Below are 14174 nucleotides of genomic sequence, written 5' to 3' on the forward strand. Positions count from 1 at the left end.
GGGTACACGGATGTACCCAACCTCTTCTCTGTACAAAACATCCTCCTCTTACGAGTCACCTTCAAAACCTTAAAACCCGATCATTCAGCGTTTTTTCACCACAATACTGTGGTCGTGATCGCAATGGTCATGGCTGTCGCAGGTTTCTACTACTTTGCATTCTGCACATAAGCCATGCGCTTCAACGACGGAATGGCGAAGCTCAAATCCGGATTCTAATGACAGTTTTGCCAGACGCTCTTCAATGCCGTCGGTGGTTTTTTCGGTAACTAACCCGCAGCGGTCGCAGATAAACAGCGCAGAAGTATGGCTCGGCTCTTCAAAATGATGGCAGAGAACATAGCTGTTTGCGGATTCAACACGGTGAATAAATCCCTGTTCCAGCAGAAAATCCAGCGCCCGGTAAACGGTCGGTGGTTTCGCCTGAGGTTCGCTTACGCGCAATAGATCCAGCAAGTCATAGGCGCTGATCGCACCGGGTTGTTGCGTCATCAGGCGCAGTACTTCCAGCCGCTGCGGCGTCAGGCGAACATTGCGCTGCTGGCAAAGTTCTTCAGCTTGTGAAAGTAATTTTTCCGGATTATTCAGGGTCATAGCAACGGTCTCTGAGCGCAGATTGGAATGAATAGGCCACATCATGCGACCACCGATGATTTTATCATGCTTGCACCAAAACGACGAATTATGCGCCATTCAGATGTGATGCAACGTCGGCATCCGCCTGCTCAGCGGCACAAGATGCCGAATCTTTGTTCTGTGGTATAATCAGCGATTACCTTCCCTCTGGCGCGAAGCGGGGGGAGCGTCACGAACCCCTTCAGCGAATGTCAGGCCGATGTCAGAAACTCAACACGTAATGCCCCAGACCACTCCCTTTTCCGCCCAGCGTTTTTCCGTTGCGCCGATGCTCGACTGGACCGATCGCCACTGCCGCCATTTTCACCGGCTGATGACCGGCCAGACGTTGCTGTATACCGAAATGGTCACGACCGGCGCCATTATTCACGGCAAAGGGGATTATCTCGGGTTTGGCGATGCAGAACATCCGGTGTCTTTGCAGCTTGGTGGCAGCAATCCGGCTGATCTGGCGCATTGCGCAAAACGGGCGGAAGAACGTGGTTATGACGAAATTAACCTCAACGTCGGTTGCCCGTCAGATCGCGTGCAGAACGGCATGTTTGGTGCCTGTCTGATGGGTCAGGCGTCGCTGGTGGCTGACTGCATCAAAGCCATGCGCGACGTAGTCTCAATTCCGGTCACGGTTAAAACGCGAATCGGTATTGACAATCAGGACAGCTACGAATTTCTGTGTGATTTCATCCGTCAGGTTTCAGAAAACGGCGGTTGCGATACCTTCATTATTCATGCGCGTAAAGCCTGGCTTTCGGGCCTCAGTCCGAAAGAAAATCGTGAAATTCCGCCGCTGGATTACCCGCGCGTATATCAGCTCAAGCGTGATTTCCCGCACCTGACCCTGGCAATTAACGGCGGTATCAAAACCCTCGAAGAAGCCAAAACGCACCTGCAATATATGGATGGCGTGATGGTGGGGCGTGAGGCTTACCAGAATCCGGGCCTGTTGCTGAATGTGGATCGCGAGCTGTTCGGCTCTGATGCGCCGCTGAAAACCGGGCCGGATATTATCCGCGCGCTGTATCCGTATATCGAAGCGGAACTGAGCAAAGGTACTTACCTCGGCCACATTACCCGCCATATTCTTGGTCTGTTCCAGGGGGTGCCGGGCGCGCGTCAGTTCCGTCGTCATCTGAGTGAGAATGCGCATAAAGCCGGCGCGGGCATTGATGTGGTCGAACAGGCGTTGCAGATGGTTGCTCAGCCGCAGGAAGTGGTGGCGCAGGCATAAAAACAGGGTGAGTAAAATCGCTATCTGTTAGTCAAATTTACTATCTTTTCGCAGGCCATTCGTGCCTGCGAATTATTTTTTCCTTATCATTCAATCAATTATTTATCCCATCACACTGGCATGTTTCTTGTAATGGTTAATGCGTGTTTGGACGCTACGTCTTATCGCACATGGCTTATTAAGGAGCACCTGATGCTGGAAATTCTCTTCGTGCTTGGTTTTTTCTTTATGCTGATGCTGACCGGCATTTCTTTACTGGGTATGGTTGCGGCGCTGGTCGTGGCATTTGCTCTGATGATGTTGGGTGGGTTTTTGGCGATTGTTGTAAAAATGTTGCCGTGGCTGCTTTTGGCCGTGCTTGCGGTCTGGATTTACCGGACATTTTTCCGGCCTGATGAGCCAAAATACCGTCGCCGTCGCTTGCCGTAATAACAGCTTCACTTTATCGATTTTCGTAACTGCATGAAATAATGGGGATTGCTGACTGTGTTCTGAGCGCAAAAAAATGTAACCGTTGCAGTGATAACTTTTGCTTATGTGCTAGCGATCACAAGCTGGGTCAGAATGTGCGGTCAAAATGCATAAATCATATTTTTTAACATGGGTGACTGTTAGGATGGAATTCATTGGCAGCCAGCAGGCTGTAAACCGAATTCATCAAGTCCGCTGAGGCACACAATAGTCGCTTAAGTGACATCGCCCTGTGGATTTACCCGGCAGTACCCTACAGCAGTACCCGTCTGAAATCAGAGGTCGTCTGAGTCAGGCAGTAAAAAAGGCTTTCACAACTGTGAAAGCCTTTTTTGCATTGGTTCAGGGAAACTTTTATGGGATGAGCAGACTTGAACCCTGTGTCACGCGGCTTTCCAGCGTTTCATGCGCGCGTTTTGCCTCGGACAGTGGGAATTTCTGCGCGTCACTGACATCCACTTTTATCGCGCCACTGGCGATCATTGAGAACAGCTCGCTGCTCGCCTCCAGCAGTTCTTCACGGTTAGTCACGTAACCATTCAGGGAAGGGCGCGTCACAAACAGCGAACCTTTTTGATTGAGTATCGCCAGATCCACACCTTTTACCGGGCCGGACGCATTGCCGAAACTGACCAGTAAACCGCGACGTTTCAGGCTGTTTAACGATTTTTCAAAGGTATCTTTGCCGACGGAATCGTAAACCACACCGACTTTTTCGCCGTTCGTCAGTTCCGCCACGCGGGTCGCGATATCTTCTTTCTGGTAGTTAATGGTTTCCCATGCACCGGCCTGTCTGGCGCGTTCGGCTTTTTCATCAGAGCCCACGGTGCCAATCAGTTTTACGCCCAGCGCTTTCGCCCACTGGCAGGCAATCAGGCCTACGCCACCGGCTGCGGCATGGAAAAGAATGGTTTCACCGGCCTGTACTTCATGGGTTTTGCGCAGTAAATAATAAACTGTCAGCCCTTTAAGGAAGGAGGCTGCGGCCTGCTCAAAGCTGATCGCGTCCGGCAAAAGGGCGATTTTTTCCTGTGGTACGTTATGGAATTCGCTGTAAGCGCCGGGCGCGGATTGTGCGTAAACCACACGATCGCCAGGTTTGATGTCCGTTACGCCACTACCGACTTTACTGACTATGCCTGCCGCTTCCGTGCCTAAACCCGCCGGAAAACTGGCCGGTGCGTACAGACCGCTGCGCACATAAGTATCGATATAGTTGATACCGATGGCTTTATTCTCGACCTGGACTTCGTCTGCCTGCGGATCTTGTGGCTGATAATCAACGTATTGCAGAACGTCCGGGGTGCCTGTTTCAGAAAACTGGATGCGCTTTGCCATGTTTTTTCCTCGTGATGGAGTCTGATTTCAACCCTAGGCTAAATGTCAGGGACAATCCAGATTTTCGGCACTAAGGGTTAATACCCTTTTGAAATGGTTTATACTGTCGCGCGAGTCAGGCTCCGATTTTTGGAAACCCGACGCTCATAAAACAGGCGCTTAGAGCAGGAAATAATCCACAGATGGCAGCAAAAAAACCGACCAATCAACAGAACGAAAACCGCGATCGCCAGATGGAAGGGTTGAAACTTCCGCCGCATTCGCTGGAAGCTGAACAATCCGTTCTGGGCGGGCTGATGCTGGATAACGAACGCTGGGATAATGTGGCCGAACGGGTGGTCAGCAATGACTTCTTCAGCCGCCCGCACCGCCTGATTTTTACCGAAATGCAGCGTTTGCTGGAAATGAGCAAACCAATCGACCTGATCACGCTTTCCGAATCGCTGGAACAGAAAGGCGATCTGGATTCCGTCGGCGGTTTTGCGTATCTGGCAGAGCTCTCTAAAAACACCCCCAGTGCGGCGAACATCGGCGCTTACGCTGACATTGTGCGCGAACGTGCTGTTGTCCGGGAAATGATCTCCGTCGCCAATGAAATTGCCGACGCGGGCTATGATCCGCAAGGCCGCAGCAGCGAAGACCTGCTGGACTTAGCCGAATCCCGCGTATTCCAGATTGCCGAAAGCCGCGCCAGTAAAGACGAAGGTCCAAAAAGTATCGACCGTATTCTGGAAAGCACGGTCTCCCGTATCGAAGAGCTGTTCCAGCGCCCGCATGACGGCGTAACCGGCGTTTCAACCGGCTATGCTGACCTCGACAAGAAAACCGCAGGCTTGCAAAAATCTGACCTGATCATTGTGGCGGCGCGTCCGTCGATGGGTAAAACCACTTTTGCGATGAACCTCGCAGAAAATGCCGCGATGATGCAGGATAAACCGGTCTTAATCTTCAGCCTTGAGATGCCCGGCGACCAGATCATGATGCGTATGCTGGCGTCGCTTTCGCGCGTCGACCAGACCAAAATCCGTACCGGCCAGCTCGATGATGAAGACTGGGCACGTATTTCCAGCACCATGGGGATTCTGCTCGAAAAACGTAACATGTATATCGATGATTCGTCCGGGCTGACGCCAACCGAAGTTCGTTCGCGTGCGCGACGTATCTTCCGTGAGCACGGCGGCCTGAGCCTGATCATGATCGACTACCTCCAGCTGATGCGCGTTCCGGCGTTGTCTGATAACCGTACGCTGGAAATTGCCGAAATCTCCCGCTCGCTCAAAGCGCTGGCGAAAGAATTGCAGGTGCCGGTGGTGGCGCTGTCGCAGCTTAACCGAAGCCTGGAGCAACGTGCGGATAAACGCCCGGTCAACTCCGACTTACGTGAATCCGGCTCCATCGAGCAGGACGCCGACTTAATCATGTTCATCTATCGTGACGAGGTTTATCACGATAACAGTGAAGAAAAAGGCATCGCGCAAATCATCCTCGGTAAACAACGTAACGGCCCGATCGGTACCGTCCGCCTGACCTTTAACGGTCAGTGGTCGCGATTTGATAACTATGGCGGCCCGCAATACGACGAGGATTAACTTCCCGGGTTTTGAATTTATCCCTCCCCTTTCACAAGGGGAGGCTAGGTGGGGTTTGGTTCTCAGCCTTGCTATCAGAAACTCTCAAATTCATGCAAAGGACTCAAAATGAAAGCGGCTACGGCTGTCATTGATCGCCGCGCTCTGCGACACAATCTGCAACGGGTGCGTCATCTGGCGCCACAAAGTCGTCTGGTTGCGGTAGTGAAAGCAAACGCTTATGGGCACGGTCTGCTGGAGACGGTGCATAGCTTGCAGGATGCCGATTATTACGGCGTTTCCCGGCTTAGCGAAGCGCTGATGCTGCGTAAAGCCGGTGTGGTAAAACCCATCCTCCTGCTCGAAGGTTTTTTCTCCGCCAGCGAATTACCGTTGCTGATTGAACATCAGCTTGATACCGCTGTTCACAGCCTCGAACAGCTTGATGCGCTGGAAAGTGCTGACCTCGCGCGTCCGCTGAATGTCTGGCTGAAAATCGATACCGGTATGCACCGTTTGGGCGTTCATCCGGCACAGGCCGATGCATTTTATCAGCGTCTGAGTGCCTGCAAAAACGTGGTTCAGCCGGTCAATATGATGAGCCATTTCTGCCGCGCGGACGAACCGGAAAGCAACGCCACACCGAAACAGCTGAACTGTTTTAATGAATTTGCCGAAGGCAAGCCGGGACAAAAATCTATTGCGGCTTCCGGCGGTATTTTGTTGTGGCCGGAATCGCATATGAACCTGGTCCGCCCCGGCATTATTTTGTACGGCGTATCGCCAATGGAAACCGGAACGGCCAGCGATTTCGGGCTGAAACCGGCAATGACACTGACTTCCAGCCTGATCGCCGTGCGTGAACATATTGCCGGTGAGCCGGTCGGTTATGGCAGCACCTGGGTCAGCGATCGCGACACTCGTCTGGGCGTGGTGGCGATGGGATATGGCGACGGCTATCCGCGCAGTGCGCCGAACGGTACGCCGGTTTTGGTCAATGGTCGGGAAGTGCCGGTTGCCGGGCGTGTGTCGATGGATATGATCACTGTCGATTTAGGGCCAGATGCGACCGATAAGGTCGGCGATGAAGTGATTTTCTGGGGCGGGAAATTACCGGTTGAGCGCATTGCGCAGGCAACCGGTATCAGTGCTTATGAGCTGATTACCCAGCTCAGCGAGCGCGTTGCCCGCGTTTATATTGGCGACTAAGTCTTACTTTTTCACGGCCAGCCACTGACTGACGATCTTCTGATATTCACCAGTGGCTTTGCTCAGGTGCAGCCACTGGTCGACATACATCTTCCAGCTCACGTCATCACGCGGCAGCATGTAAGCCTTTTCGCCATATTGCAGCGGCTTCTTCGGGTTTACCGCACACAGTTTCGGGTAATGTTTCTGCTGAAACAGCGCTTCCGAAGCATCCGTAATCATTACATCCGCTTTCTTATCCACCAGCTTCTGGAAGATGGTCACGTTATCGCTCAGGGTCAGCGTGCCTTTTGGCAGATGGCTGTGTACGAAGGCTTCATTGGTACCGCCTGCCGGTTCAATCAGGCGCACGGAGGCACGGTTTAACTGCTCAACCGTCTGGTACTGACGCACATTTTCGCAGCGCACCAGGGGGATTTTGCCGTCCTGATCCAGTACGTTGGCAAACCAGGCTTTTTGCTGGCGTTTCAGCGTGACCGAAATCCCGCCCATCGCGATATCACAATGCCCTGCGCTCATTTCGTCCGGCAGAGATTTCCAGGTGACCGGTACCCAGTTCACTTTCACATCCAGACTCGCCGCCAGCGATTCCGCCATTGCAATATCAATGCCTTCATACTCACCGTTTTCTTTCAAAAATGTATACGGTTTATAGTCGCCGGTGGTGCAGACATTCAGCGAGCCTTTCTGTAATACGCGTTCAAGGCGTGAAGATGCCGGCTCTGCTTTTGCGAGACCGGGCAAAACTGACAGCAAAACGAGAGAGTAGAATACTTTTTTCATTATTTTTTCCTTGCGTTTAAATCATGCGCAAGTATAAGAAAAAACGGCCGAAAAGTATTTATAACTGGTTATAGTGGGAATGTTTTTTGCAATAAGAATCCACATATAAAAATTAAAGCGACAGGAACACTGCCATGTACAGCATTGATGATTACGATCTGAAAATTCTGACCTTATTACAAACCAACGGAAGACTGACTAACCAGGAATTAAGCGAGCTGGTCGGACTGTCAGCATCACAGTGTTCACGCCGCCGGATTGGTCTGGAACAGGCACAACTCATTCTCGGTTATCATGCCCGTCTGGCACCGGAAGCCCTCGACTTAGGCATGATTGGTCTGATTGAAGTCAGGCTTATCAATCATTTGCCCGCACAGGTCGATGCATTTCACAGCATGCTGGGCGAAGTCGATTCCATTATTGATGCCTATAAAACCACTGGCGATGCGGATTATTTGCTGAAAGTTGCGGTGAAAGATTTAGCCGGTTTAAGCATGTTGATCAGCCAAATTCTGTCAGTCCATAAAAGTGTCGCCCACGTAAAAACATCGGTAGTGCTTAACCGTTTAAAAGAAAACGGCTTATTGACGCTTAGCTGAGAAAAATAAGGGCGTATTTCAGGTGCACTGTTTGGGTGATTTATTTTGGTGCAGACTCACTTTAATGGTGCAATATTTTGAATTAATATGCGTGATCTGTGCATGTAAAGAATAATTAACGCGTCATAAAATCTTATTTTCGATTTTTAATGCAAATTCTATGCGTGAATATTGCCTTAACTCCCCATCTCATTAATTATCTCAAAATCAGTCTTTAGTATTATTATTTTGAGGTACAGGGAATTATGGCAAGTGTAGACGACATCAAACAGCCGGTTGAGCAGCCGCGCATCGGGCACACGCTGGTTGAAGATGCGCTGGCGATCATTATCGGTACGCTGATGGTCTCTTTTGGTGTGGTGATGTTGCGTCAGGTCGGCGCACTGACCGGCGGCACGGCGGGAATGGCGTTTCTGGCGCATTACGTGACGCAGGTATCATTCGGTACGGCCTTTTTTATCATCAACTTACCTTTTTATTACCTCTCTTTTCGTCGCATGGGTCTGCAGTTCACACTGAAAACTTTTGCTGCTGTCGCGCTGGTTTCCGTGTTTTCTGATTTGCATCCGCTGTTTGTTCATTTCGATCATCTTCAGCCGTTTTACGCCACGCTGTTTGCCAATGTGATTATGGGCATCGGCTTCATTGTGCTGTTCCGCCACAAAGCCAGTCTGGGCGGCGTGAACATTCTGGCGCTGTTCCTGCAGGACAAATACGGTATTCGCGCCGGTAAACTGCAAATGGGTGTGGACTGCTGCATCGTGCTGGCATCGCTGTTTGTGGTCAGCCTTGAAATGCTGATTGCTTCGGTGCTGGGCGCGGTGATCGTCAACCTGATCATTGCGATGAATCACCGTCCGGGGCGCTACAGCGTCTGACGAAATGGATAAAAAAATGGCGCAGGGGACTGCGCCATTTTTATGAATGAACCGGCAAGTGTTACGCGCCGAAACCGCCGTCAATTGTCAGATTTGCGCCGGTGATATACCCCGCTTCAGGGCCGGAAATTTCTTCGGAAGAAACGTAGGTGAAGGCCACGCTGGCACCTTCGCGGGCCAGACGCTGAACGATGGCGGCACCGATGCCGCGTGAACCGCCCTGAACGAAAGCGGCTTTACCTTGCAGTGAGTGTTGAGTTGTCATTGGTTTGCTCCGGGAAGAATGAGATGTCCATTTGATCGTAGTTGATGTGAGCGGATCAGCATCTCAGGCGAACGGACGGTTTGATACGCAATGAGTGCCCGAAAATCGACAACATAGTTGTCATCTTTTTTAACGAACTTTGATAGTCTGTGAAACAGTTGCGATGCGCCGGGTTGCCGGATGTGGATCGCAGCGCCACTTAACCAAACCAAGGAGATGTATACCGTGTTCCAACATGTCGATGCCTATGCCGGTGACCCGATTTTGTCGCTGATGGAAAGCTTCAAGACCGATCCGAGACAAGATAAGGTAAACCTGAGCATCGGTCTTTATTACGACGAGCAGGGTATTATTCCGCAACTGGCGGCAGTGGAAAATGCAGAGCAACAACTGAACGCCGGGCCACAGGCCGCGTCAGTCTATCTGCCAATGGAAGGTCTGCCCGCATACCGCGCAGGCATTCAGGAATTGCTGTTTGGTGCCGATCATCCGGCGCTGAAACAACAGCGTATTGCGACCATTCAGACCGTCGGCGGTTCCGGCGCACTGAAAGTCGGTGCTGATTTCCTGAAGTTTTATTTCCCGAATTCAGAAGTTTACGTGAGCGACCCGACCTGGGAAAACCACGTGGCTATCTTTGCAGGCGCAGGCTTCAAAGTGCATACCTATCCGTACTTTGACCCGGAGACGCTGGGGGTAAATTTCCCGGCGATGATTGACCGCCTGAAAACCTTGCCAGCGCAAAGCATTGTGCTGCTGCACCCTTGCTGCCACAACCCGACCGGTTCTGACCTGACGCCAGCGGAGTGGGATCAGGTGATTGAAATCACCAAACAGCGTGAGCTGATCCCGTTCCTCGACATCGCTTATCAGGGCTTTGGCGCGGGCATTGACGATGACGCTTACGCCATCCGGGCGATGGCTGCGGCAGGTGTGAACTGCTTCGTCAGCAACTCCTTCTCGAAAATCTTCTCCCTGTACGGCGAACGTGTCGGCGGCCTGTCTGTGGTCTGTGAAGACAGCGATGCGGCGGGACGTGTACTGGGGCAACTGAAAGCCACCGTGCGCCGTAACTACTCCAGCCCGCCAAGCTTCGGCGCAAAAGTAGTGGCGAAAGTCCTGAGCGACAGCGCGCTGAATGCCCAGTGGAAAGCCGAAGTCGAGAAAATGCGTACCCGTATTCTCGAAATGCGCCACACGCTGGTCGACAGCCTGAAAACCGCCTTGCCGGGCCGTAATTTTGACTACCTGCTGCAACAGCGCGGGATGTTCAGCTACACCGGTTTCAGCGAAGCGCAGGTTGTCCGTCTGCGTGAAGAATTTGGCGTTTACCTGATACTCAGCGGCCGCGTCTGCATGGCCGGTCTGAATCACCACAATGTGAAGCAAGTGGCTGAGGCTTTCGCCGCGGTTCAGTAAATCCCCGTCATACTTCGGGCTGCGTGAGCTTACCGCCTTCCCGCAACCCGAATTATTTAGGGGATAAGATGTTGATTAAGGCCGACAGAAATGTCGGCCTTTTTTATTCCGCGGTACTGACTTTTATCACTTCGACCTGATGGTTTTTCAGCACCTTGAGCAATCCGGCGGGCGGAAGTTCGTCGGTGAACAGCGCCGTGGCCTGTGAGACATTGCCGATTTCGACCGCCGCTGAGGCATGATATTTGGTGTGGTCAGCAGCCAGCAGGATATGGCGTGAATGCGCCATCATGGTTTTCACCACGCTGGCCTCGTTGACATCGAATTCCAGCAGGGCACCGTCGCTTTCAATTGCGCCGACGCTGGTCACCAGATAGTCGGCACGAAATCCGGCGACAAAAGCCGTGGCCGCCGGGCCGATAATGCCACCATTATGCGGGCGCAGCGTGCCGCCAGGCACCATCACCTCAAAGCGCGGGTTCTTATACAAAATATGCGCGACGCGCAGACAATTGGTGATAATCCGCAGCCGGTTATGATTGAGCAGCGAATGCGCGACCTGCTCGACTGTGGTGCCAATGGTGATAAACACCGTTGAGCCGTCGGGGATGTAATCGGCGATGGATTCCGCAATGGCTTTTTTCTCTTCCGTCCAGGAAATCTCGCGCTGCTCAAAGGCGGTATTGACCACACTCGAGGCCCGCCCCGCGCCACCGTGATGGCGCGTGATCAGCCCCTGATCGCTGAGCTTGCGGATATCGCGGCGGGCGGTTTGGGTCGAGACATCCAGTAACGCCGCCAGTTCTTCAATGTTCATGTAACCACGCTCGGCAATCAATGCGAGCAGTTGATCGTGGCGCGGATTACCGGTCAGTTCAGTAAGACTCATGGATACATCCTTTAAAATGAGCGTCTGAGTCGTATTCTATACAGAAAGTGACAAAAAAGACCGGGCCTGATCACAGTCAGGTATCCCCGCACGGCCACCCGGCCGGGTACATTTCAGTGCAGCAACGCCGCTGGCAAAGCGCACGGCTTCGGCGGGCGACGCTCCATGGGCCAGACTGACCGCCAGTGCGCCGTGAAAAACATCCCCTGCGCCGGTGATGTCCACTACGTTGACGGCAAAACCCGGCTGATGATGCAGACGGTCATTTTCCAGCCAGAGACAACCTTGCCCGCCCTGCGTGACATACACATGACCATTTGTGAGCGTTTGGGCGTCAACTAACGCAGAACCGGCGTCCGTTTTTCCGGTCAGCCGTTGCAAACCGGGCGCGGAAAAGGCGCTGTGGTCGCTTAACGCCACCAGTTCGGCGATATCCTGTGGCGTCACATCGGCATCCAGCACGGTGAGCACACCGGACTGGCGCGCCAGGGTAAACGCCTGCTTCGCGCCGTCATGCCAGCGCACATCAGCCAGCACTACATCCCACTGGGAAAAGTCGATGGCTTGTAACCACTCGGCGGAAACGGGTAAATCCGGGCTGGGATAATTGATGATGATCCGCTCACCTTTGTTGTCCACCAGAATGGCGGATTGCGAAGAACGGGCCTGCTCAACGCGACGGACATAGCGGGTATTTACCCCCAGGGATTCCAGCTCCGCGAGCAGCCGGTTGCCGGTATCGTCATCGCCCACGCGACCAATAAAGTCCACCTGTGCGCCCAGTCTGGCCGCCGCCACCGCAGCCGTGGCCGCCGGACCGCCACCCACTTCATGATATTTTTCAGCGACATACTTCCCTCCTTCCGCAGGCAGTTCTTCAACGTAATAGATCCGGTCCATCACGGTAATTCCGACACAGGCGATACGAATCATGGCTATTCCTTAAGCGTGTTTTGATGGGGTTATTTTAATTTAGCGAATTGTTAAAAAAGTGATGGCTGTCAATTTTTTGACCTTAAATTACAAATACGATCAAAAAACGACAAACACAGACACCGCTGATTATCAAAAAGTGACATGGCTGATCAGCACAAAGGAGAGACGGATGGCAAACGTGGCATTTATTGGTCTGGGGCAAATGGGCGCTCCGATGGCGGCCAATCTGATTAAACAGGGACACCGGTTAGCGGTGTTCGATCTCAACCCGCAGACGGTTAACTCACTGATACAACAGGGGGCAACGGGCAGCAAGAGCGCGGCAGAAGCGGCGGCGGGCGCAGAATTTGTCATTACTATGCTGCCCAACGGCGATCTGGTAAGTGAGGTTTTATTTGGCCGTGATGGTATTTGCGAAACCCTGAGCCCGTCCGCGCTGGTTATTGATATGTCGACTATCCATCCGTTACAGACCGACAAGCTGATTGCGCAGATGCATGAAAAAGGTTTCAGCATGATGGATGTGCCGGTGGGCAGAACCTCTGATCACGCAGTGGCCGGTACCTGGCGGCACGGCAGAACAGGTTGAGCGCGCGAGGCCAGTGTTGATGGCGATGGGCTCGGAGCTGATTAACGCGGGCGGGCCGGGCAAAGGCATCCGCGTCAAGCTGATCAATAACTACATGAGTATCGCCCTGAATGCGCTCTCCGCCGAAGCCGCCGTGCTGTGCGAAGCGCTGGATCTCTCTTTTGATGTGGCGCTGCAGGTAATGAGCGGCACCCCGGCCGGAAAAGGCCACTTCACCACCTCATGGCCGAACAAAGTGCTGAAAGGTGATTTGTCACCGGCCTTCATGATTGACCTCGCCCATAAAGACCTCGGTATCGCGCTGGACGTCGCTAATCAGTTGCATGTGCCGATGCCGCTCGGTGCGGCTTCCCGCGAAGTGTACAACCAGGCGCGTGCCGCCGGGCGCGGGCGTCAGGACTGGACCGCCATTCTTGAGCAGGTGCGCACCAGCGCCGGTCTGGCTCAGAAAACACATCCGTAACGCATTAACCAAGGAAAGTTAAATGACTCATTACAGCCTTAACGATATCACCCGTCCGTCCGGCGGCTTCGCCATGCTGGCGGTCGATCAGCGTGAAGCGATGCGCTTAATGTTCGCGGCAGCCGGCGCGAAAGCCCCGGTCGCCGATCAGGTGCTGACTGATTTTAAAGTCAATGCCGCGCGGATTTTATCGCCGTACGCCTCGGCGATTCTGGTCGATCAGCAGTTCTGTTACCGCCAGATTGTTGAGCAACAGGCCATCGCGAAAAGCTGCGCCATGATTGTCGCGGCAGACGAATTTATTCCGGGCAACGGCATTCCGGTGGACAGCGTGGTGATCGATAAAAGTGTGGATCCGCAACAGGTCCGGGAAAACGGCGGTAAGGCGCTGAAATTACTGGTGCTGTGGCGCAGCGATGAAGATCCGCAGCAACGTCTGGCGATGGTGAAGGAATTTAATCAGCGCTGCCATGCACACGGGCTGCTGAGCATTATCGAGCCGGTGGTCAGGCCGCCGCGTCGTGGCGACAAATTTGACCGCGAACAGGCGATTATCGATGCCGCAAAAGAACTCGGCGACAGCGGCGCTGATCTTTATAAAGTCGAAATGCCACTCAGCGGGCGCGGTACGCAGGCTGAACTGCTACGTGCATCGCAACACCTCAATGAACATATTCATATGCCGTGGGTGATCCTCTCCTCCGGTGTTGATGAAAAACTCTTCCCGCGCGCGGTCAGCGTCGCCATGACGGCGGGCGCGTCCGGTTTCCTCGCAGGCCGTGCGGTCTGGTCATCCGTGGTCGGTTTACCTGATACCGAACTCATGCTCAGGGATGTTTCCGCGCCGAAATTACAGCGCCTGGGCGACATTGTGGACGAGATGATGGCGCGCCGCCGCTAACG

At 53.2% G+C, this 14174-nt stretch carries 13 protein-coding genes and 2 pseudogenes; 9 read left to right on the forward strand and 6 right to left on the reverse strand.

Annotated features, from left to right (window positions below; all coding sequences use genetic code 11):
* Positions 1-84: 84 nt before the first annotated feature.
* A complete protein-coding gene (gene zur, locus AC1DUO_RS06430; RefSeq protein ID WP_037035116.1) occupies positions 85-594 on the reverse strand; it encodes a zinc uptake transcriptional repressor Zur in 510 nt (169 codons plus the stop codon).
* A gap of 262 nt (positions 595-856) precedes the next feature.
* Between zur and dusA the strand changes: the two genes are divergently transcribed.
* Entirely contained in the window at positions 857-1864 is a 1008-nt protein-coding gene (gene dusA / locus AC1DUO_RS06435; RefSeq protein WP_119262159.1) for a tRNA dihydrouridine(20/20a) synthase DusA, read from the forward strand.
* A gap of 192 nt (positions 1865-2056) precedes the next feature.
* The gene (gene pspG / locus AC1DUO_RS06440) at positions 2057-2293 is read left to right on the forward strand and encodes an envelope stress response protein PspG (protein WP_013577365.1); all 237 of its coding nucleotides are present in this window, start codon (positions 2057-2059) and stop codon (positions 2291-2293) included.
* Between the two features lie 396 nt (positions 2294-2689).
* Here pspG and AC1DUO_RS06445 read toward each other — a convergent pair whose 3' ends face one another.
* Positions 2690-3673 carry a quinone oxidoreductase gene (locus AC1DUO_RS06445; RefSeq protein ID WP_112151084.1) on the reverse strand — a complete coding sequence of 328 codons (984 nt, stop codon included), beginning with the start codon at positions 3671-3673 and terminating at the stop codon, positions 2690-2692.
* Positions 3674-3855: 182 nt separating this feature from the next.
* Between AC1DUO_RS06445 and dnaB the strand changes: the two genes are divergently transcribed.
* Both dnaB and alr read left to right on the forward strand, forming a co-directional pair.
* Positions 3856-5262, forward strand: a complete 1407-nt coding sequence (dnaB, locus tag AC1DUO_RS06450) for a replicative DNA helicase (RefSeq protein WP_013577363.1) — start codon at positions 3856-3858, stop codon at positions 5260-5262.
* Between the two features lie 108 nt (positions 5263-5370).
* Positions 5371-6450, forward strand: a complete 1080-nt coding sequence (gene alr, locus AC1DUO_RS06455) for an alanine racemase (protein ID WP_119262158.1) — start codon at positions 5371-5373, stop codon at positions 6448-6450.
* Between the two features lie 3 nt (positions 6451-6453).
* Here the strand turns inward: alr and AC1DUO_RS06460 are convergent, their stop codons facing one another.
* Complete coding sequence (locus AC1DUO_RS06460) at positions 6454-7233, reverse strand: transporter substrate-binding domain-containing protein (RefSeq protein ID WP_013577361.1); 780 nt, start codon at positions 7231-7233, stop codon at positions 6454-6456.
* A gap of 134 nt (positions 7234-7367) precedes the next feature.
* Here AC1DUO_RS06460 and AC1DUO_RS06465 point away from each other — a divergent pair, with 134 nt between their 5' ends.
* A complete protein-coding gene (locus AC1DUO_RS06465; protein WP_013577360.1) occupies positions 7368-7832 on the forward strand; it encodes an Lrp/AsnC family transcriptional regulator in 465 nt (154 codons plus the stop codon).
* 245 nt (positions 7833-8077) lie between these two features.
* Entirely contained in the window at positions 8078-8710 is a 633-nt protein-coding gene (locus tag AC1DUO_RS06470) for a YitT family protein (RefSeq protein WP_013577359.1), read from the forward strand.
* 94 nt (positions 8711-8804) lie between these two features.
* Here AC1DUO_RS06470 and AC1DUO_RS06475 read toward each other — a convergent pair.
* Positions 8805-8975: pseudogene (locus AC1DUO_RS06475) on the reverse strand (SDR family NAD(P)-dependent oxidoreductase); the annotation flags it as partial.
* 225 nt (positions 8976-9200) lie between these two features.
* Here AC1DUO_RS06475 and AC1DUO_RS06480 point away from each other — a divergent pair.
* A complete protein-coding gene (locus AC1DUO_RS06480; RefSeq protein WP_013577357.1) occupies positions 9201-10394 on the forward strand; it encodes an amino acid aminotransferase in 1194 nt (397 codons plus the stop codon).
* Between the two features lie 103 nt (positions 10395-10497).
* On the opposite strand, the gene AC1DUO_RS06485 is transcribed toward AC1DUO_RS06480, so the two are convergent.
* Both AC1DUO_RS06485 and AC1DUO_RS06490 read right to left on the reverse strand, forming a co-directional pair.
* Positions 10498-11283: a DeoR/GlpR family DNA-binding transcription regulator gene (locus tag AC1DUO_RS06485; protein ID WP_013577356.1), complete on the reverse strand. Its 786-nt coding sequence runs from the start codon at positions 11281-11283 to the stop codon at positions 10498-10500.
* Between the two features lie 36 nt (positions 11284-11319).
* Complete coding sequence (locus AC1DUO_RS06490) at positions 11320-12216, reverse strand: sugar kinase (RefSeq protein ID WP_477986830.1); 897 nt, start codon at positions 12214-12216, stop codon at positions 11320-11322.
* Between the two features lie 172 nt (positions 12217-12388).
* Between AC1DUO_RS06490 and yihU the strand changes: the two are divergent.
* Both yihU and yihT read left to right on the forward strand, forming a co-directional pair.
* Positions 12389-13271: pseudogene (yihU, locus tag AC1DUO_RS06495) on the forward strand (sulfolactaldehyde 3-reductase).
* Between the two features lie 22 nt (positions 13272-13293).
* Positions 13294-14172 carry a sulfofructosephosphate aldolase gene (gene yihT, locus AC1DUO_RS06500; RefSeq protein ID WP_112151080.1) on the forward strand — a complete coding sequence of 293 codons (879 nt, stop codon included), beginning with the start codon at positions 13294-13296 and terminating at the stop codon, positions 14170-14172.
* Positions 14173-14174 lie beyond the last annotated feature (2 nt).

Source organism: Rahnella sp. P4_A8 (genome assembly GCF_056402435.1).

Coding starts and splice junctions, on each gene's coding strand:
- zur (WP_037035116.1), bottom strand. CDS start 594: ATGACCCTGAATAATCCGGAAAAATTACTTTCACAAGCTGAAGAACTT.
- dusA (WP_119262159.1), top strand. CDS start 857: ATGCCCCAGACCACTCCCTTTTCCGCCCAGCGTTTTTCCGTTGCGCCG.
- pspG (WP_013577365.1), top strand. CDS start 2,057: ATGCTGGAAATTCTCTTCGTGCTTGGTTTTTTCTTTATGCTGATGCTG.
- AC1DUO_RS06445 (WP_112151084.1), bottom strand. CDS start 3,673: ATGGCAAAGCGCATCCAGTTTTCTGAAACAGGCACCCCGGACGTTCTG.
- dnaB (WP_013577363.1), top strand. CDS start 3,856: ATGGCAGCAAAAAAACCGACCAATCAACAGAACGAAAACCGCGATCGC.
- alr (WP_119262158.1), top strand. CDS start 5,371: ATGAAAGCGGCTACGGCTGTCATTGATCGCCGCGCTCTGCGACACAAT.
- AC1DUO_RS06460 (WP_013577361.1), bottom strand. CDS start 7,233: ATGAAAAAAGTATTCTACTCTCTCGTTTTGCTGTCAGTTTTGCCCGGT.
- AC1DUO_RS06465 (WP_013577360.1), top strand. CDS start 7,368: ATGTACAGCATTGATGATTACGATCTGAAAATTCTGACCTTATTACAA.
- AC1DUO_RS06470 (WP_013577359.1), top strand. CDS start 8,078: ATGGCAAGTGTAGACGACATCAAACAGCCGGTTGAGCAGCCGCGCATC.
- AC1DUO_RS06485 (WP_013577356.1), bottom strand. CDS start 11,283: ATGAGTCTTACTGAACTGACCGGTAATCCGCGCCACGATCAACTGCTC.
- AC1DUO_RS06490 (WP_477986830.1), bottom strand. CDS start 12,216: ATGATTCGTATCGCCTGTGTCGGAATTACCGTGATGGACCGGATCTAT.
- yihT (WP_112151080.1), top strand. CDS start 13,294: ATGACTCATTACAGCCTTAACGATATCACCCGTCCGTCCGGCGGCTTC.